Source organism: Kitasatospora sp. NPDC086791 (assembly GCF_040685975.1).
Lineage (GTDB): Bacteria > Actinomycetota > Actinomycetes > Streptomycetales > Streptomycetaceae > Kitasatospora.
This window is the reverse complement of the sequence record NZ_JBFBOC010000010.1, coordinates 13,989-32,402: the sequence shown is the minus strand read 5'-3', so window position 1 is coordinate 32,402 and position 18,414 is coordinate 13,989. Positions and strand designations below refer to the sequence as shown.

The window sequence follows — 18,414 nt, the reverse complement described above, 5'->3', positions numbered from 1 at the left end:
GGTGGCCCGGCCGGAGTCGCCCGCGCTGGTCGACCACCACTGCCACAGCGTGGTGGCGGCCGAGCTCGCCGACGACGTCCTGGCCGGGCTGCTCACCGAGTCCGACCGCCCGCCCGCGCCCGGCTGCTCGCCCTTCGACAGCGCGCTCGGCCTCGCGGTACGGCGCTGGTGCCCGCCGGTGCTCGGTCTGCCGGCGCACGCCCCGGCCGCCGACTACCTGGCCCGGCGGCGGGCGGTGGGCGCCGCCGAGGCGACGCGCCGGCTGCTCGCCGCGGCCGGGCTGGACACCTGTCTGGTGGACACCGGGCTGACCGCCGCCGCGGGCCTGCCGCTGCTGTCGTCGGCCGAACTCGCCGCGGCCGCCGGGGCGTCGGTGCGCGAGGTGGTCCGGCTGGAGACCGTCGCCGAGACGGTGACGGCCGGCGCCGAGGACTGGCCCGGAGCCGTCGCCCAGGCGCTGGCGGCCGCCGCCGGCGGGGCCGTCGCGGTCAAGTCGGTGCTCGCCTACCGGCACGGCCTGGCCGCCCCGGCCGAACGGCCCGCCCGGACGGCCGTGGTGGCCGCGGCCGGCGCCCGGCTGCGCGGCGGGCCCGGCCGGCTGACCGACCCGGTCCTGCTGCATCACCTGCTCTGGACGGCCGTGGACGTCTGCGCCGAGCTCGGGCTGCCCCTCCAACTCCACACCGGCTTCGGCGATCCGGACCTCACCCTGCACCGGGCCGACCCGTCCCTGCTGACGGACTTCGTGCGCGCCGCCGAGCCCAGCGGCGTCCCGCTGGTGCTGCTGCACTGCTACCCGTACCACCGCCAGGCCGCCTGGCTGGCCCAGGCGTTCCCGACGGTCTTCACCGACCTCGGGCTGACCGCCTCCTACACCGGCCCGCGGGTGGCGGCGGTGCTGGGCGAGATGCTGGAACTGGCACCGTTCGGGAAATTGCTGTTCTCCACCGACGCCTACGGGCTACCCGAACTCTTCTTGGTGGGTACCTGTCAGTTCCGGTACGGAATTCAGGAGCTGCTGAATCGGTGGCAGGCCGACGGTGCGTGTGCGGCGGCCGACGCGCAGCGGCTGACGTGCTCGGTCGCCGGTGACAACGCCCGTCGGCTGTACGGATTGTAGCGACAGCGCGGCGCCGGCGCGGCGCTGCCGCAGGGCGCGGTCAAGGCCGGTGACGGCACTTCCGAACCGGCTGGTCGCACGTCGGCGAACCATCACTTTTTAACACTCTTGACCCTGTTTCCCTTGTTGACCTGCGAACTCTCAACCTCCGCTTGTAGCGCTAGATGTGACGATTAGATGACTACCTCTTGCGCATCTCATCGAATATTCATTAGCGTCCGGTCATTCCCAGTGCACCTGCCAACCGCAGCTGCCGCACGACGACTCGGGAGGGCCAACCCCAATGAGAGTTCCTCGGATCAGCCGGACCCGGTACGCGGCAGTGGGCCTCGTGCTCGCCACCGCCGGCGCCCTCGCGCTCCCGGCCGGCACCGCCGTCGCGGCTCCCACGGCCGACCCGACCCCGGGCCCGCTGCTCAGCTACGTCGTCAACACCAAGGCCAACCACGGCCAGGTGCAGAAGGTCGAGCAGGCCGTCAAGAGCCTCGGCGGCTCGGTGGTCTACTCGTACGAGCAGATCGGTGTCGTCATCGCCCGCTCGACGGACGCCAAGTTCGCCGAGAAGCTGCGCCTGGCCAAGGGCGTCGACTCCGTCGGCGCCAGCCGTACCAAGGGCATCACGGCCGCCGACCAGGGCAAGGCCGAGGTCGCCCCCGCTCCCACCACCGCGCCCGCCCCCGGCCAGGAGCCGCTCGAGGCCAACCAGTGGGACATGCGCCAGATCGGTGTCGACAAGGCGCACAAGCTCTCGCTCGGCAGCCGCAACGTCACCGTCGGCGTCCTGGACTCCGGCATCGACGCCACGCACGAGGACCTGGCCGCCAACGTGGACGCCTCGCAGTCGGTCTCCTGCATCGACGGCGGCAAGCCGAACACCGACTGGAAGGCCTGGCAGCCGGGCCCCGACGGTGCCCACGGCACCCACGTGGCCGGCACCATCGCCGCCGCCAAGAACGGCAAGGGCATCGTCGGCATCGCCCCGAACGTGAAGCTGGCCGCCGTCAAGGTCGTCGACGACGGCGGGTTCATCTACCCGGAGTACGCCATCTGCGGCTTCGTCTGGGCCGGTGAGCACCAGTTCAAGGTGACCAACAACAGCTACTACGTCGACCCGTGGATGTTCAACTGCCCGAACGACAAGGACCAGGCGGCCATCACCGCCGCCGTCCGCAAGGCCGTCGCGTTCTCGCAGCGCAAGGGCGTCCTCAACGTCGCCGCGGCGGGCAACGAGAACATCGACCTGGCGCACAAGACCACTGACGTCTCCAGCCCGGACGACACCACCCCCGGCACCCGCCCGATCGGAAACGACTGCCTGTCGCTGCCGACCGAGCTGCCGGGCGTCGTCGTCGTTTCCTCGGTGGGCGTCAACGGCGACAAGGCGTACTACTCCAGCTACGGCAAGGGCGTCGTGACCGTCGCCGCGCCGGGTGGCGACCGCCGCTTCCAGCTCCCGGACACCCCGGACAAGGACGGCCGCATCCTGTCCACCATCCCCGGTGGCAAGTACGGCTACATGCAGGGCACTTCGATGGCCTCCCCGCACGCCACCGGTGTGCTCGCCCTGCTCGCCAGCACCTTCCCGTGGGCCAGCCCGGAGGAGCTGACCGAGATGCTGACCAACCAGGCCGAGTCGCACCCGTGCCCGACCGGTGTCTTCAACCCCGGCGGCGCCGGCCAGTGGAAGGCCACCTGTGAGGGCGGCGCGGACGACAACGGCTTCTACGGCGCGGGCGTCATCAACGCCGAGAAGGCGGTCCAGTGGTGGCGCTGACGCGCTGACAGCTGACCGCGACGACACCTGATCGCCGAGCCGGGGAGCGGGGCCACTGGGCCCCGCTCCCCGGTCGCGTTTGAGTACCCGTACTCAGGCCGCCGCCACGCCCGCCGCCCAGGATGGAGCCGTACCCAGCGGAGCCACCACAGGAGTTGAGCGGCATGGCGCGGAGCGTCCCCGGCCGGCGGACCGACCTCGTCCGACCGGCCCTTCCCGGCAAGCGGAACGGGATCGCGCTCGCCCTGGGCGCGGTCCAGCTGCTGCTCGCCGCCCCGATGCTCGCCACCCTCGGCACCGCCGGTCTGGTGGTCGCGGTGATGGGCATGGCCGCCGGTGGCTCGGTGGGCGCGGTGCTGCTCCTCGCCCTGCTGCTGGCGGCCGGCCCGCTGCTCGGGCTGGGCCTGGCGTTCCTGGTGGTCCGGCTGCGGCGGCTGCCCGGGGACGTGGCGTTCCCGGCGGTGAGCTTCGGCCTGCTGCTCGGTACCGCGATCGAGTACGTCGGCTGGATCCGTCCCGCGCTCGGCTGAGCCCGCGGCGACCGACGGCCGTTCGCGGCGATCCCGCGGCCACCGGCTCGGCCGCCGCCGCGCCCCGCCGCCCGGCCGTCCCCGGCCGCTCCTCCGCTAACCCTCGTCGACGTGGTGCTCCCAGACCGTCTCCACCGACGGCTTGCCGTGCAGGTCCGGCACCTCCTGCAGCCAGGCCGGCCGCCCGGCCCGGGTCCGGGCCGCCTGCCGCCGCTCGGCCTCGCGCAGCTGCTCGGGCGTGGCGAAGCCCTCCGGCAGCCACTGCTCGGAGAGCACCACCCGGGCGGCCAGGTGGGTGACGTACGCGTGCCGGACGGCGTCCACCGAGTCGAAGCCGGGCTCGTCGGCCAGCCACTCGTCCGGGACCAGCGCCAGCACCTCCTCCAGCAGCGGCACGGTGACCAGCGGGCCGAGTTCCTCGTCCGCGAGCCCGACGTCCGGAGCCGAGCCGCCGAGCGCGTGCGCGCTGAGGTCGTACCGCTTGCCGACCGCCGCGCCGGCCCCCGACCAGCGGTGGTGGAAGATCAGCGCGGCGCCGTTGTCGATCAGCCAGAGTCGCCCGTGCCAGACCACCAGGTTGGGGTTGTGCACGGTGCGGTCGACGTTGCCGGTGAGCGCGTCCAGCCAGACCACCCGGCCGGCCTCGGCGGAGTCCACCGCGATCATCCCCGGCCGGAAGTCCCGGGCCCCGGGCAGCAGGTCCATCCCGAGGTTGAGGCCGGAACTGGCCTTGAGCATGTCCTGGATCTCGGCGTCCGGTTCGTCCGCGGCGACGGCCGGGTCGAAGTCCACCAGCCGCAGCTCCGGCACCCGCAGCCCCAGCCGCCGGGCCAGCTCGCCGACGATCACCTCGGCGACCAGCGCCTTGCGGCCCTGCGCGGCCCCGGTGAACTTGACCACGTACGTTCCCAGGTCGTCGGTCTCCACCACGCCGGGTACCGAGCCGCCGGCCCGCAGCGGGTCGACGTAGCGCACTGCCGTCACCAGATCGAGCACACCGGCCACCCTATCCCGCCGCGTCACGGGCGTGACCCTGTGATTGGCTTGCCGGTGAGAGCGCGACCCACCACACGAGGAGAGCAAGGTCATGGGACAGGTGCAGGCCACCACCGAGCGGGTCTACGACGCCGCCCCCGAGCGGGTGTACGAGGCGCTGGCCGACTACCAGGTGACCCGCCCGAAGCTGTTGCCCGCGCAGTACAGCGAGTACGAGGTCCGGGTCGGCGGCACCGGCGCGGGCACCCAGGTGCACTGGAAGCTGCAGGCCACCGAGAAGCGGGTGCGGGACTGCCTGTTCACCGTCTCGGCGCCGAAGCCCGACCAGCTGGTGGAGAAGGACGCCAACTCCAGCATGGTGATCACCTGGACGGTCGGGGCCGCCGGCGAGGGCCGCACCAAGGTCACCGTTTCCGCCACCTGGCAGGGCGCGACCGGCATCGGCGGCTTCTTCGAGCGCACCTTCGCCCCGAAGGGCCTGAACCGGATCCACGACCAGGTGCTGGCCAACCTGGCCGACGAGGTCCGCTGAGGCGCAGCGAGGTCCGCCGGGGCCCGCTGGGTCCCGTCGAGGCCGCAGGGTGATCCGACCGGCAGCGCGATTCGAGCGCCTGGATCCATCAATACGCTTGAATCGCGCGGTAATTCGAGCGGATCGGCCACTCGTGCGAGCGGAAAGCCGTACGGGTGGCCGAACCGCCACCTCCGGGTGACGAGGGCCGCCCGGCGCGGGGGAGCCACCCTAGGCTCGCCGCCGTGCATATGACGATCCTTCACATTTCGCAACCGGTGGACGGCGGGGTCGCCCGCGTCGTCGCCGACCTGGTCCGGGGGCAGCGCGAGGCCGGCCACCGGGTGCTGGTCGCCTGTCCGCGCGGCGGGCGGCTGGCCGAGGAGGCCGCCGCGGTCGGCGCGCTGGTCCGGGACTGGCCCGCCGGGCGCTCGCCGGGCGCGGGCACCGCCGCCGAGGCCTGGCGGCTGCGCCGGATCGTCCGCGCGGCCGGGCCCGACGTGATCCACCTGCACAGCGCCAAGGCCGGGCTGGCCGGCCGGCTGGCGGTGCGCGGCACCGTCCCGACGGTGTTCCAGCCGCACGCCTGGTCCTTCGCCGCCGTGGACGGCGCGCTGGCCGCCGCCACGCTGCGCTGGGAGCGCTTCGCCACCCGCTGGGCGCACCGGCTGCTCTGCGTCAGCGTCCAGGAGCGGGCCGACGGCGTGGCCGCCGGGGTGCACGCCGACTGGGCGGTGGTGCCCAACGGGGTGGACGTCCGGCACTACGCGCCCGCCGACCGCCGGGCCGCCCGGATCGCGCTCGGTCTGGACCTGGACGCCCCGCTCGCGGTCTGCGTCGGGCGGTTGTGTCGGCAGAAGGGTCAGGACGTGCTGCTGGCCGCCTGGCCGGAGGTGCTGCGCCGGGTGCCGCAGGCGAGGCTGGCGCTGGTCGGCGGCGGTCCGGAGGAGCAGCGGGTGGCGGAGCTGGTCCGGGGGACCGCCGAGCCGGCCCGGGTCCGGCTGGTCGGGGACGTGGCCGACCCGCGCCCGTGGCTGGCGGCGGCCGATCTGGTGGTGCTGCCCTCGCGCTGGGAGGGGATGGCGCTGGCCCCGCTGGAGGCGATGGCGGCCGCCCGTCCGGTGCTGCTGACCGACGTGCCGGGAGCGCGGGAGTGCCTGCCGCCGGCGGAGCGGGATCTCGCGGTGGTCCGGCCGGAGGACGGGCCGGCCCTCGCCACTCGAATGGGGGAGGCGCTGTCGGATCCGATCGAGTGCGAGCGACGCGGCGCGCGCCTGCGCGAGCACGCGGTCGCCCGGCACGACGTGCGCACCGTGGTCGAACAGGTGGATGCCCTCTACCGCCATCTGCTGGGTGCCGGGCCGGCGGCGGGACGGCGCCGGGCCCGTGTCCCAGAGCGGATCTGATCGTTTCACATGCCGTGAATGCCCGCCGTTTCCGACGTCGGGGTATTCGCACCCGCAACCGGACAGGGGTCGGGGCGTCAAATCCGAAATACCGATTAATGGGCGGCTGGAATGAAACGGCAAGTCAACTTCCGTCCCGTAGCGCCCGGTTCGGTATTGTCGGATTTTGCCTGCTTCATTCAGATTTCATACCGGGAATTCACGGCCTGGCCCCTCGCAACCGAGTCCCCCGGGACCGGTACCTCCGCGATCGGCCCCATCGCGGGAACTCCGGGAGCCGCCAGCGGCAGCAGGTGCTGTCAGGACCGCGCCCACCGGACCGGGACGGCCGCCCCGCGCCAACCGGTGCCGGGGCGCCGTCACCCCGGGCACACAGCAGGGGAGACCGTGCGCTGATGACCATCGACCACGACAGCGTGTCGCGATCGAACGGATCCCTGTCCGGCCCCCGCCGGCCAGCCATCGGGCTGCTCGACCGTCCGGCCGGAGCGGCCCGGCACCCGGCCCCGGCGCCCCGCCGGGGCCACGGGGCGGTCCGCGCCCGGCTGGCCCTGCCGCTGGCTCTGGTCCAGGCCGACGCCATCGCGCTGTGCTCCGCCGGCGGGCTCGCCAACCGGGCGGTGGACCCGTCCGCCCCGCTCGACCCCCTGCTCGGTGTCCCCGCCGTCCTGCCCCTGCTGCTCCTGCTCAACCTGGCCGGCGGCCTCTACCGGGCCCGGCTCACTCTGTCCGTCCTGGACGAACTGCCCGCGCTGGCCGCCCGCGCGGTGGTCGCCGCGGCCTTCGCCGTCACCCTGTCCGGCTGCCTCGGCGGCCACTGGCCCGACTGCGGCCCGGTCACCCCGGCCCGCCTCACCGTCCTGCTCGGCGGCCAGCTGCTGATCGCCACCGTCGGCCGCGCCGTCCTGTACCACCTGGTCCGGCGGATCCGCCGCAGCCGCCCCAGCCCCGTCCTGGTGCTCGGCGCCGGCGGGCTCGGCCGCCGGATCGCCGCCGTCCTGCGCGAGCACGGCGAGTACGGGATGCGCCCGGTCGGCTTCCTCGACGCCGACCCGCCGCTGCTGCCCGGCGACACCGACCCGCCCGTCCTCGGTGGCCGCGAGGCGCTGGAGCGCGAGGTGCGCCGGCACCGGGTGCAACACGTCATCGCCACCGCCGGCGCCGCCGACGAGGCCGAGACCGCCGCCGCCCTGCGCGAGGCGGTCCGGCTCGGCTGCCAGGTCTGGCTGGTGCCCGCGCTGCGCGAGTTCGGCTCGCTGCCCACCGGCCCGATCACCGGCGGCGACCACCTGTGGGGCTTCCCCTGCTTGCGGGTCGGCCGCCCGGCGATGCGCCGCCCCGGCTGGGCCGCCAAGCGCGCCCTGGACATCACCGCCGCCGGGTTCGGACTGCTGCTGCTCGCCCCCGTCCTGGCGCTCTGCGCCCTCGCCGTCCGCTTCGACACCGGCCCCGGCGTGCTCTTCCGCCAGCAGCGCACCGGGCTGGACGGCCGGGTCTTCACCGTCCTCAAGTTCCGCACCCTGCGCCCGAGCAACGAGCACGAGTCGGCGACCCGCTGGAACATCGCGCAGGACCACCGGATGGGCGCCGTCGGCCGGTTGCTGCGCAAGAGCTCGCTGGACGAGCTGCCGCAGCTGTGGAACGTCCTGCGCGGCGACATGAGCCTGGTCGGCCCGCGCCCCGAACGCCCGTACTTCGTCATGCGCTTCGGCCAGGCCTACCCCGAGTACGCCGACCGCCACCGCGTCCCGGTCGGCCTCACCGGCCTGGCCCAGGTCAACGGCCTGCGCGGGGACACCTCCATCGAGGACCGGGCCCGGTTCGACAACCGCTACATCGAGAGCTGGAGCTTCTGGCAGGACGTCAAGATCCTGTGCCGCACCGCGGCCCTGATGCTCCACCCGGACGGGAGCTGACCCGCGTGGCCCTGATCCTTCCCGCCGATCCCGCGCCGAGCCGGGGGGCCGCGCCCGTCGCCGCCTCGACGGCGGCCCCGGGTGCCCAGGCCCCGAGTGCCCCGGCGGCGAGCGGGCGAGCGGCGGCCCTGCGGAAGGCGCTGCCCGCCCTCGCGGACCGGCCCAGCCTGCTGGCGGCGGCCACCGTCCTGCTGGTCTGCGTGCCGACCGGCGAGAAGGACGTCACCGCCGCCGTCCACATCACCGTCGCCGACCTCGCCTCGCTGGCCCTGGTCGCCCTCACCGCGCTGAACCTGCTGCGCGGGCGGCTGCCCGCCGTCGGCCGGACAACCTGCGCGCTGTTCGGCGGGATCGTGACCGCCGCCGCCGTCGCCACCGTCGGCTCGATCGACCCGGCCACCAGCGTCACCGGTTTCGTCCGGCTGGTCCAGGTGTTCGTGCTGGTGCCCGCCGCCGTGCTCTGCTCGCTGCGCGACCGCACCGACCGGCGCCTGGTCCTCGGCTCCTTCGTGCTCGCCGCGCTGGTCCAGGGCGTGGTCGGCACCGAGCAGTACCTCACCCGCACCGGAGCCTCCTACACCGGCGAGCCGATCCGGGCCGTCGGCACCTTCGGCGCGCTGGACGTCATGGCGATGTCCACGGTGGTCAGCTACGGACTGCTCGCCGCCCTCGCGCTGGCGCTCGGCGAGCGGGGACCGGCCGGCGACGCCCGGCTGCGGCGGTCGATGTCCGGCGCCGCCGCCTTCCTCGTCCTCCCGCTCGCCGTCTCCTTCAGCCGCGGCAGCTGGATCGCCACCGGCGTCGCCGCCACCGTGCTGCTGCTGCGCGCCGACGCCCGGCTCGCCGTCCGCAGCGCCGTCCTCGGCCTGGCCGCCGCGGTCGTCCTGGTCGGCGGCCTCGGCCTCGGCGGCTCCGGCGTCACCAAGCGGCTCAGCTCGATCGGCTCCGTCTCCGCCGCCCCCGACCAGTCCGTCTCCGACCGCTACGACCTGTGGGCCACCGCCGGGCGGATTTGGCAGGACCACCCCGTCCACGGTGCCGGTCCCAAGGCCTTCCAGCAGCTCCGCGACAGCCACGCCCCGCTGCGGCTCTCCTCCGGCAGCGACGCCGCGGACCCCACCATCGGCTTCCGGCGCGAGCCGCTGCTGTCCCCGCACAACATGTACTTCCTGGTGCTCAGCGAGCAGGGTCTGATCGGCATCACCGCCTACGCCGCGCTCTTCCTCACCCTCCTGCTCGGCTGCCTGCGCCGCCCCCGCGGCTCCGGCCTCGCGGCGCTCGCCCTGCTCACCTGGGTGCTGGTCGACTACCTGTACGCCGACATCGGCGGCACCACCACCGTGCTGACCTCCGTCGTCCTCGGCCTCGCCGCCCGCGCCGCCGCCCACCGCCCCGAGCCGGAGGAGCGCGCCGCCGCGGAGCGCGACCGTCGGCACCCGGGCGCGGTCGGTTCCGAGCGGTTCGGCTTCGAGCGGTTCGGCTTCGAGCGTTCCGGTAACGAGCGGGCGGCCCTCGGAGCCGGCCGGTGACCACCGACCAGCCGGCCGTGGTGGCCTCGCCCCTCCCGGCCCCGCGCGGCGCGCGCGCCGAGCACCCGGCCCCCGCCCCGGACCAGCCGGCCCGGGGCGGCTTCCTCGCCAGGGCCTTCGGCATCACCGCCGTGCTCAGCGCGGCCGGCTCCGGCCTCGGCCTGCTGCGCGACCTCCTGCTGGCCCGCTACTTCGGGGCCAACCAGGGCACCGACGCCTTCCTGGTCGCCTGGACCGTCCCCGAGACGGCCGCGCCGCTGCTGATCGAGGACGCCATGTCCTTCCTCATGGTGCCCGCCTTCGCCCTCGCCCTGGTGCTGCGCGAGGAGGACCCGGACGCCCCCGACCCGGTCCGCCAGCTGGTCCGTGCCACCCTGCCCTGGCTGCTGCTCGCCCTCGGCGGCCTCGCCCTGGCCGCCGCCCTCGGCGCCCCGCGGCTGGTCGAACTGCTCGCCCCCGGCCTGCCCGACCCCGGGCTGGCCGTCACCTGTACCCGGATCACCGCGATCACCGTGCTGCCCTTCGGCGTGGCCGGCTACCTGGCCGCCGCGCTGCGCGCGCACCACCGCTTCACCGCCCCGGCCGGCATCTACGTCGTCTACAACCTCGGCATCCTCGCCGTGCTGCTCGGCTTCCACGCCGCCCTCGGGGTCCGTTCCGCCGCGCTGGGCGTCGCGGCCGGCAGCCTGCTGATGTCCGGCCTGCTGGTCGTCCCGTTCCTGCACCGGCTGCGCCAGGGCCAGCCCGGCACCGGCGGCGGCACCGGCGGCGGCACCGGCACCGGCGGCGGCACCGGCACCGGCACCGGCACCGCCACCGGCACCGGGACCGGCCGCCGCGCGGGCCGGGCGCTGGTGCTGATGCCGCTCGCCCTGCTGCCGGTGGGTGCCTTCACCCTGACCCGCCAGTCGCAGGTCTTCGTCGAGCGCTACCTCGGCTCGGCGCTGCCGCCCGGTACGATCTCGCACCTCAACTACGCCGCCAAGGTCTCCCAGCTCGCCATGACGGCGGGCATCCTGATCTGCACCGTCACCTTCCCGCTGGTCGCCCGGGCGCTCGCGGCCGGGGACCTCACCACCGCCCGCGACCGGGTGGAGAAGGACCTCGGCCAGGCGGCGGCCGTCGTCCTGCTCGGCACCGCTTTCCTGATGGCCTGCGCCCCCTCCGTCGTCTCGCTGCTGTTCGAGCGCGGCGCCTTCGGCCCCCGCGACACCGCCGCCACCGCCGACGTCATCCGGGTGTACAGCTTCGGCCTGCCGGCCCAGGCGCTGATCGGCGTGATGGTCCGTCCGTACTTCTCGCTGCGCCCGGTGGTCCGCCGGGCCGACGACCCCGGCGCCGACGACGGCCGCCGCATCCTGGACTGGTACCCGGCCGCCGTGATGGTGCTCGGCCTCGGCGTCACCGTCGCCACCGGCCTGCTCGCCACACCCGGCTTCGGCGCGCTGGGGCTCGCCGCCGGCAACGCGGCCGGCATCACCACCACCGCCGTGCTGCTGCTGCGCGGCCTGGTGCTGCGCGGCATCCCGCTGCGGCTGCGCCGGGTGCTGGCCGGCCACGGCCGGCTGGTGGCCGCCGCCGCCGGGGCGACCGTGCTCGGCACCGCCGTCGCCGGACTGACCGCCGACCCCCTGCTCTCCACCCTCCTGGGGGGCCTCACCGTGGCGCTGACCTTCGCCGCCCTCGGCACCGGACTCGGTGCCCGCGAGGTGCGCGGCCCGGTCCTCGCCGCCGCCCGGGCCCTGCACCCGTCAACCCCCGCCGAAGAAGGGAAGCGTCCCCATGGACAATGAACGGGGAACCGTCCGTTCGGCCCGGGCGGGCGTCGGCGACGCCCCGCCGCACCGGGCCCGACTGCCCAGGAGCCGTCGCCCGGCCGGTGAACCTCAGCTCCCTGGCCCCGCCTCGCCGTGGATCCTGATGTACCACTCGGTGGCGGTCGAGAAGGAGGACCCCTACCGGCTCACCGTCAGCCCCGAGCGGTTCGCCGAGCAGGTCGCCTGGCTGCACCGGCGCGGCCTGCGCGGGGTCTCGGTCCGCGAGCTGATGCGGGCCCGCGCCCTCGGCCGGGACGACAAACTGGTCGGCCTCACCTTCGACGACGGTTACGCGGACTTCGCCCGGTACGCCGTCCCGATCCTCCAGGCCTACGGCTTCACCGCCACCGCCTACGTGGTCGCGGACCTGCTCGGCCGGGCCAACGACTGGGACACCGAGGGCCCGCGCAAGAAGCTGCTCACCGTCCCGGAGGTCACCGAACTGGCCGCCGCCGGCTGGGAGATCGGCTCGCACGGCCTCGGCCACCAGGCGCTCCCCGGGCTGCCGGCCGACGCCCTCGCGGTGCAGGCCCGGGAGAGCCGGCGCCTGCTGGAGGAGGTCGTCGGCGGCCCGGTCACCGGCTTCTGCTACCCGTACGGCGCCGTCGACCGGCCCGCCGCCCTGGCCGTCCGCGACGCCGGGTACGACTACGCCTGCGCCATCGCGCACTCCCCGCTCACCGGCCGCTTCGCCCTGCCCCGCTGCTACGTCGGCGACCGCGACGGCGCCTGGCGGCTGCGTGCCAAGAAGGGCCGGCACCGGCTGCGCGACCTCGTCACCGAGCTGCGCCGCGCGCGCCGGGAGCACCGGCCATGAGGGTGCTGCACATCGTCACCGGGCTGGCTTCCGGCGGTGCCGAGCGCCAACTCCACCTCCTGCTGAGGCACTTGCCCGCGCACCAGCAGTGCGAGGTGCTCGCCCTGACCAACCCCGGCACGGTCGCCGCAGCCCTGCGCGCCGACGGCGTGGCCGTCCACCACCTGGGCATGAACGGCAACCGGGACCTCGGCGCACTGCCCCGGCTGGTCCGGCTGGTCCGGGCCGGCCGCTACGACCTGGTGCACACCCACCTCTACCGGGCGCAGCTGTACGGCCGGCTGGCCGCGCGGCTGGCCGGGGTGCGCACGGTGGTCTCCACCGAGCACTCGCTGCACGCCGGGGTGATCGAGGGCCGGCCGGTCACCCGGGGCGTCAAGGGCCTCTACCTGGCGGCCGAACGGCTCGGCAGCACCACCGTCGCGGTCTCCCGGCAGGTCGCCCAGACGCTGCGCTCCTGGGGGGTCCCGCCGGCCCGGATCGAGCTGATCCCGAACGGCATCGACTCCGGCCGCTACCGCCTCCCGCCCGCCGACCGGGCCGCCGCGCGCCGCCGGCTGCGGGCCGAAATCGGCCTGCCGGAGGGGAGTTGGGCGGTCGGCGGGGTGGGCCGGCTGGTCCCCGGCAAGCGCTTCGAGGTGCTGGTCGAAGCGCTCGCCGAGCTCGACCCGGCCACCCGGCTGGTGCTGGTCGGCGAGGGCCCGGAGCGTGCCGCGCTGGAACGCCGGGCCGTCGAACTCGGCGTCCGGGAGCGGCTGGTGCTCACCGGCGAGCGCGACGACGTGCCGGAGCTGCTGGCCGCCCTGGACGTGCTGGCCGCACCCTCCACCGCGGAGACCTTCGGCCTCGGCGTCCTGGAGGGCCTCGCGGCCGGGCTGCCGGTGCGGCACAGCGCCTGCCCGGCGCTCGACGAACTGCCGCCCAGCGCCGCCCCGCAGGCCCGCCGGATCCCGTCCGAGCCCGCCGCCTACGCCGCCGCGCTGCGCGACCTGCGGCACCTGGGGGACCACACCGCCGACCCGCTGCCGCACCCGCCGGCCGTCGGCCACTACGACATCGCCCGGGTCGCCGCCGACCTGGGCGCCCTCTACGACCGGCTGGCCCGCGTCTGACCGCCCGCCCCCGCCGGAACCGCCCTCCCCCATCCAAGGAGCCACACCCATGACCACACCGCGCCGAAGCGCCCGCCGCCTGGTCCGCCGCTGGTGGCCGGTGGCGCTCGCGGTGCCGCTGGGCGCCGCGGCCGGCGCCGGGTACGCCGTCGTCTCGCACCCCTCGTACGCCGCCAACGCCTACGTCCTGGTGGTCCCGCAGAACCCGGGCGAGGCCGCGACCGCGACCAGCTTCGCCCAGGCGTACGGGCGGCTGGCGGGCCAGCCTCAGGTGCTCGCGGTGGCGGCCGCCCAGACCGGCCACACCCGGGCCGAGCTGGAGACCCTGGTGCACGGGACGACCTCCCCGGACGCCCCGATGATCGAGATCACCGGCACCGGGACGAGCGGTCAGGAGGCCGCCCGGACCGCCGACGCGGTGGCCGGCTCGCTGGTGGCCTTCGCCAACACCAACAGCAAGGACACCATGGTCCGGCTGGTGACCCTGGCCCCGGCCGCCGCGCCGGACAAGCCGGCCACGCCCTCCGCCCCGCTGGACGTCGCGGTCGGCGGCGCGGCCGGGCTGCTGCTGGGCGCGCTGGCGATGATGACCCGCCGCCGGGGCGGGGCCGAGACGCCGGAGGCGATCGCGGAGGCCGGACCGGCCGCGGCCCCGATGACGCCGCGCCCGCGCAGCGAGGAGCCGCCGGCCGGGACCGGGCCCGAAGCGGCGAAGGGCTCCCCGGCCCGGGAGGAGGCGCAGACCACCGGGAAGGCCCCGGCCACCGAGAAGGCCCAGAGCACCGGGAAGGCCCAGAGCACCGGGAAAGCCGAGGCCACCGGGAAGGCCGCCACCACCGGAAAGTCCCCGGCCGAGGAGAAGGCCCCGGCCAAGGAGAAGAGCCCGGCCGGAGGCGGCCGATGAGCACCGGGACCCGTGGCACCGAGACCCGTGGCACCGGTCTGCCGGCCCGGTCGGCGGCGCCGTCCTGGACCACCGAGCTGCGCCGCGAGGACGACGCCCTGGACACCCTCGCCGAGGAGTGGGACGACCTCGCCGCCCGCTGCCGGACCGCCACCTTCTTCCAGGCCGCCGCCTGGCAGCGCTCCTGGTGGCGCCACTACGGCCGCCCGGGCGCCCTGGTCGTGGTGCTGGTCCGCCGGGACGGTCGGTTGGTCGGCGCGGGCGCCTTCCGCCGCCGCGGTGGCCCGTTCGGCGGCCTGACCGGCCTCGGCGCCGGGCTGGTCGACTACACCGACGTCCTGCTCGACGACGACTGCGCCGACCGGGCCGCCGCCGAGTTCGCCGCCGTCCTGCCGCTCAGCCGCCCCTGGCACTGGCTGGAGCTGCGCGAGGTGCACCCCGAGGCGGCGGTGCAGCGGGTGTACGAGCACTGGCGCGGCAGCCGCCGCCGCTCCGAGGACTCGCTCTGCCAGTACCTGCCGGCCGTCCCGATGGAGCGGCTGCTCAAGCGGGTGCCCGGCAAGACCGCCCAGCGCAGCCGGGTGAAGCTGCGCAAGATCGCCGAGGCCGGGGTGCAGGTCCGCTCGACGCCGCCGGCCGAGGTGGCGGAGGCGCTGGAGGGGCTGCTGCGGCTGCACCGGCTGCAGTGGCAGCGGCGCGGCGTCACCGCGGAGCACCGCACCGAGCGGTTCGCCCGGCACCTGACCGAGTCCACCACCGGCCTGGTCGCCGCCGGCAAGGCCGCCGTCCACCAGTTCCACCTGGACGGCCAGCTGGTCGCGGTGAACCTGCTGCTGCTCTGCCCCTCCTTCGGCGGGCTGTACCTGTACGGCGCGCACCCGGTGCTGCGCGAGCGGCTGGACATCGCCGGGCTGCTGTTCAGCGCGGCGCTGGACGAGACGGTCGGCTCCGGCGTCCCGGTGCTCGGCCTGCTGCGCGGCCAGGAGCCGTACAAGCAGCGCTGGCGCCCGGACCGGCTGCCCAACCAGCGGCTGCTGCTGGGCCCCGCGGGGGTGGCGCCGGCCGCGGCCGTCCGGGCCGGGGCGGTGCTCGTCCGGCAGGCGGCGGCGCACCAGCTGCGCACCCGCTTCCCCGCGCTCAAGGAAGCGCTGCTGGCCTGCCGCCGCGGCTGACCGCTCAGTGTCGGGCGGGCGTCGCACCCGGGGGAGCGGCGGGCGCCCTGGGCGCCGTCGGCACCACCGCCGGCGCCCCCTTCGACCCGGACATCAGCTGCTTGTACCGCGCCGCCGACCGCGGGTTGCTGCCGCACTGGAAGAAGCCGTGCGGGCAGTAGTCGGTGACGGTCTGGTAGGCGGTGTCGTGGGTGCGGATCCAGTCGACCATCCGCTGGACGAACTCGGGGTTGTCGCCGTTGCGGAACAGACCCCACTCCGGGTACGAGACCGGCTTGCCGCGCCGGGCCGCGAACTCCACCTGGTCCTGCAGCCCGTAGGGCTCGCGCACGTAGTCGTCGAAGCTGCCGCCGGCGGGCTGGTCGTAGCTGTCCATGCCGATGATGTCGACCACGTCGTCGCCGGGGTAGCACCTGGTCCACGGGACGGCGTCGGTGCCCCGGTTGGGGGCGAAGTCGAAGCGGAACCGCTGCCCGGGCACCGTGCGCATCACCCCGACGATCCGTCGCCAGTACGCCTTCCACGCGGAGGGGTCCGGCTTGCAGCGGTGGGTGTAGGTGGTGCCGTTCATCTCCCAGCCCAGGGTGAGCACGGTGTCCGGGCCGCCCAGCGCGACCAGCCGCCGCGCGAGTTTGAGGAAGTGCCCGTCGAAGTCCCCGCGGACGCCCTGGGCGAGCAGCCTGGCCACCTCGCCGTCCGACACGTGCGCCTCGTTGGGCACCAGCATCGGCACGCCGAGCACGAGCAGCCGGGACGGGTCGGCCAGCCGCCACTGCGACCACAGGCCGAGCACCACCGGGTCGCCCTCGATGTCCCCCCAGCCGTTGCCGGCTAGATAGGTGTGGCCGACCTGGAGGTTCGCGTCGCCCAGCCACTGCGCGTACCGGCCGATCTGCGGGATGTACCGGTCCCAGGAGCCGACGAAGGCGCCGAACGGCGGCTCGTGCCTCGGGCGCTGGACCGGCGGGCGGGGGGCGGCGGCGCGCGGCTCGAAGGCGTCCGAGGAGAGGGTGCGGTCTCCGGCCCGGTCGAGCGGCGCCCCGGCCGGGACACTGGCCGTGGCCATCAGCAGCAGGGCGGCGGCGGCCAGGGTCAGGCGGCCGATTCGCATGGTCTCTCCTCCGGACGTCACGTGGGCGGGGCGCCCGGTCTCGGCGTGGACGGACCGTGACGCCCCGCTCGCCGACAGTAGGGCCGTCGGAGGGAGGGGAAGCCGAATGTCACCCTAAAGTGGGCGATATTCGAACGCCGTCTGCCGCAGTGTCCGCCGGGCGGTCGCCGTGTATCAGATCTGTAACGGTCCGGCCGGGCCCGCGCGACCCGCCTCCACCCGCCCCGCGGAGCGCGAGGGGCGGAGACGGCGCAGGTCGGCGGGCGGGCGTGCGCGCGGGGCGCGCGCGGCCGGACACGCGGTTCGCGGTCCGGGCACGCCCCGGAACCGGGCTGACTGGCGTGCCCGGTGAAAGGTACGCTCCGGCGGTGTCCCGGAAGCCGCTGCGTGTACTGACCCCCCGCTCGATCCTGCCTGCCCTGGCGGTGATGCTGGTCCTTGCGGCCGGAGCGGCGGCCCACGCGAACAAGCCGGTGCCGTTCGGCGACCGGGTGGCGGGGCCGGGCGACGCGGAGGCGACCCCGGTGAACTCGGAGTCGCTCAGCGCGGCCGATCTGGACCTGCGGGTCGGCCCGGGCCTGGAGGCCTTCCACCGGCAGACCGGCGACCAGGCCTGGTCCTACCGCCGCGAGGGCGCCGAGGCGCTCTACCTGGCGATGGCGGGGGACAACGCGATCGTGGTCTGGGACGACGGCATCGTCACCTCGGTGCGCCCGGGCGACCACGCGGTGCGCTGGCACCGCGCGGTGCCGGGCCTGGCGGACTGGCTGCGCGGCGACGGCGAGCCCGGCGCCGACAAGCGGACCGACGCCCAGCGCAAGCAGCTCGCCAAGCAGCGGGCCGCGGCCGCGCTGCACACCGTCCAGCGGGACGGCTCGCCCTGGCTGGCCCTGGTGACCCCGAACCTGACCATGGGCCTGCGGGACGCCGACGGCGACCTGCGCTACAACGACAAGCCCGCCAACGGCTGCGCCTACGACCCGCTGCGCGCCGTGCACACCGACTACGCCGTGCTCATCCCGCGCAGCTGTACCAACGGCGGCGGGCAGGCCGTCTCCGGCGGCATCACCGGCTACCGGCTGGACAGCAACGGCTGGGCGATGAGCACCGGCCCGGCCGCGACGGTCAAGGTGCTGGACCGCAGCCGGGTGGAGATCACCGACGGCCCGATCGTGCCGCCCAAGGTCTTCGACACCAAGGCGGCCGCGCCCGAGACGGCCTGCGGCGCCCTCGACGCGCCCTTCGCCGCCGTCCGCCCGCTGGGCGGCTGCGTCGACCCCTCGGCGCCCCCGGCCGCGGACGCCCCGGCGGCGCCGGCTCCCACGGCCCCGGTGACCCCGGCCGCGACCGGTGCCCCGGCCGCTCCGGACACCTCGGCCACTTCGGACACCCCGGTCGGGACCGGCGCTCCGGCCGCGACCGACGCCCCCGCGGCCCCGGCGGGCGACCAGCCGGCCGCGCAGCAGCCGTGACCACCGCGCAGCAGCCGTAACCGACGGGCCGTCGGGCCTGCGGGCACCCCGGGCGACGGTCCCCCGGGGGAGTTCCGTACGGCCCGGTAGACTTGCCGCCATGGCTATCTTCTCCGGGCAATAGCGGGCGTCGGCGCCCCACGCGGCGCCGACCGCCGATGAAGCCCCTTTCCGCTCGCCCGGCCCCGGGCCCCCGCCGGCCGCCCGCCCACGTCCCAGGAGTAGTA

At 75.5% G+C, this 18,414-nt stretch carries 15 protein-coding genes; 13 read left to right on the top strand and 2 right to left on the bottom strand.

What is annotated here, in order from left to right:
• Position 1 precedes the first annotated feature (1 nt).
• From AB0Q99_RS16240 to AB0Q99_RS16230, 3 genes are all read left to right on the top strand, one after another.
• A complete protein-coding gene (locus tag AB0Q99_RS16240; protein WP_363572165.1) occupies positions 2 to 1,120 on the top strand; it encodes an amidohydrolase family protein in 1,119 nt (372 codons plus the stop codon).
• Between the two features lie 283 nt (positions 1,121 to 1,403).
• A complete protein-coding gene (locus AB0Q99_RS16235) occupies positions 1,404 to 2,894 on the top strand; it encodes a S8 family serine peptidase (RefSeq protein ID WP_363572163.1) in 1,491 nt (496 codons plus the stop codon).
• A gap of 164 nt (positions 2,895 to 3,058) precedes the next feature.
• Positions 3,059 to 3,424, top strand: a complete 366-nt coding sequence (locus AB0Q99_RS16230) for a hypothetical protein (RefSeq protein ID WP_363572161.1) — start codon at positions 3,059 to 3,061, stop codon at positions 3,422 to 3,424.
• 96 nt (positions 3,425 to 3,520) lie between these two features.
• Here the strand turns inward: AB0Q99_RS16230 and AB0Q99_RS16225 are convergent, their stop codons facing one another.
• The gene (locus AB0Q99_RS16225; protein WP_363572159.1) at positions 3,521 to 4,420 is read right to left on the bottom strand and encodes a HipA family kinase; all 900 of its coding nucleotides are present in this window, start codon (positions 4,418 to 4,420) and stop codon (positions 3,521 to 3,523) included.
• Between the two features lie 91 nt (positions 4,421 to 4,511).
• Between AB0Q99_RS16225 and AB0Q99_RS16220 the strand changes: the two genes are divergently transcribed.
• The 9 genes from AB0Q99_RS16220 (at position 4,512) to AB0Q99_RS16180 (ending at position 15,604) form a co-directional block, all read left to right on the top strand.
• Complete coding sequence (locus tag AB0Q99_RS16220) at positions 4,512 to 4,952, top strand: SRPBCC family protein (RefSeq protein ID WP_363572157.1); 441 nt, start codon at positions 4,512 to 4,514, stop codon at positions 4,950 to 4,952.
• 230 nt (positions 4,953 to 5,182) lie between these two features.
• On the top strand, positions 5,183 to 6,337 hold the full coding sequence (locus tag AB0Q99_RS16215; protein ID WP_363572155.1) for a glycosyltransferase: 1,155 nt from the start codon (positions 5,183 to 5,185) through the stop codon (positions 6,335 to 6,337).
• Positions 6,338 to 6,732: 395 nt separating this feature from the next.
• Positions 6,733 to 8,253, top strand: a complete 1,521-nt coding sequence (locus AB0Q99_RS16210) for a sugar transferase (RefSeq protein ID WP_363572153.1) — start codon at positions 6,733 to 6,735, stop codon at positions 8,251 to 8,253.
• A 5-nt stretch (positions 8,254 to 8,258) separates the two neighbouring features.
• A complete protein-coding gene (locus tag AB0Q99_RS16205; protein ID WP_363572151.1) occupies positions 8,259 to 9,782 on the top strand; it encodes an O-antigen ligase family protein in 1,524 nt (507 codons plus the stop codon).
• A complete protein-coding gene (locus tag AB0Q99_RS16200) occupies positions 9,779 to 11,575 on the top strand; it encodes a lipid II flippase MurJ (RefSeq protein WP_363572149.1) in 1,797 nt (598 codons plus the stop codon). Before AB0Q99_RS16205 ends, AB0Q99_RS16200 begins: the two co-directional genes overlap by 4 nt.
• On the top strand, positions 11,565 to 12,416 hold the full coding sequence (locus AB0Q99_RS16195) for a polysaccharide deacetylase family protein (protein ID WP_363572147.1): 852 nt from the start codon (positions 11,565 to 11,567) through the stop codon (positions 12,414 to 12,416). The genes AB0Q99_RS16200 and AB0Q99_RS16195 overlap by 11 nt, the downstream gene beginning before the upstream one ends.
• On the top strand, positions 12,413 to 13,528 hold the full coding sequence (locus AB0Q99_RS16190; RefSeq protein ID WP_363572145.1) for a glycosyltransferase: 1,116 nt from the start codon (positions 12,413 to 12,415) through the stop codon (positions 13,526 to 13,528). The genes AB0Q99_RS16195 and AB0Q99_RS16190 overlap by 4 nt, the downstream gene beginning before the upstream one ends.
• Before the next feature lie 49 nt (positions 13,529 to 13,577).
• Positions 13,578 to 14,432 (top strand): Wzz/FepE/Etk N-terminal domain-containing protein, encoded by an 855-nt coding sequence (locus AB0Q99_RS16185; protein WP_363572143.1) that lies wholly within the window; start codon positions 13,578 to 13,580, stop codon positions 14,430 to 14,432.
• Positions 14,429 to 15,604, top strand: a complete 1,176-nt coding sequence (locus AB0Q99_RS16180) for a GNAT family N-acetyltransferase (protein WP_363572141.1) — start codon at positions 14,429 to 14,431, stop codon at positions 15,602 to 15,604. The genes AB0Q99_RS16185 and AB0Q99_RS16180 overlap by 4 nt, the downstream gene beginning before the upstream one ends.
• A gap of 4 nt (positions 15,605 to 15,608) precedes the next feature.
• Here AB0Q99_RS16180 and AB0Q99_RS16175 read toward each other — a convergent pair whose 3' ends face one another.
• Positions 15,609 to 16,715, bottom strand: a complete 1,107-nt coding sequence (locus tag AB0Q99_RS16175; RefSeq protein WP_363572139.1) for a glycosyl hydrolase — start codon at positions 16,713 to 16,715, stop codon at positions 15,609 to 15,611.
• 368 nt (positions 16,716 to 17,083) lie between these two features.
• On the opposite strand from AB0Q99_RS16175, the gene AB0Q99_RS16170 reads away from it, so the two are divergent.
• Complete coding sequence (locus AB0Q99_RS16170; protein ID WP_363572137.1) at positions 17,084 to 18,187, top strand: hypothetical protein; 1,104 nt, start codon at positions 17,084 to 17,086, stop codon at positions 18,185 to 18,187.
• Positions 18,188 to 18,414 lie beyond the last annotated feature (227 nt).

Coding starts and splice junctions, on each gene's coding strand:
- AB0Q99_RS16180 (WP_363572141.1), top strand. CDS start 14,429: ATGAGCACCGGGACCCGTGGCACCGAGACCCGTGGCACCGGTCTGCCG.
- AB0Q99_RS16220 (WP_363572157.1), top strand. CDS start 4,512: ATGGGACAGGTGCAGGCCACCACCGAGCGGGTCTACGACGCCGCCCCC.
- AB0Q99_RS16175 (WP_363572139.1), bottom strand. CDS start 16,715: ATGCGAATCGGCCGCCTGACCCTGGCCGCCGCCGCCCTGCTGCTGATG.
- AB0Q99_RS16185 (WP_363572143.1), top strand. CDS start 13,578: ATGACCACACCGCGCCGAAGCGCCCGCCGCCTGGTCCGCCGCTGGTGG.
- AB0Q99_RS16235 (WP_363572163.1), top strand. CDS start 1,404: ATGAGAGTTCCTCGGATCAGCCGGACCCGGTACGCGGCAGTGGGCCTC.
- AB0Q99_RS16230 (WP_363572161.1), top strand. CDS start 3,059: ATGGCGCGGAGCGTCCCCGGCCGGCGGACCGACCTCGTCCGACCGGCC.
- AB0Q99_RS16195 (WP_363572147.1), top strand. CDS start 11,565: ATGGACAATGAACGGGGAACCGTCCGTTCGGCCCGGGCGGGCGTCGGC.
- AB0Q99_RS16215 (WP_363572155.1), top strand. CDS start 5,183: ATGACGATCCTTCACATTTCGCAACCGGTGGACGGCGGGGTCGCCCGC.
- AB0Q99_RS16190 (WP_363572145.1), top strand. CDS start 12,413: ATGAGGGTGCTGCACATCGTCACCGGGCTGGCTTCCGGCGGTGCCGAG.
- AB0Q99_RS16210 (WP_363572153.1), top strand. CDS start 6,733: ATGACCATCGACCACGACAGCGTGTCGCGATCGAACGGATCCCTGTCC.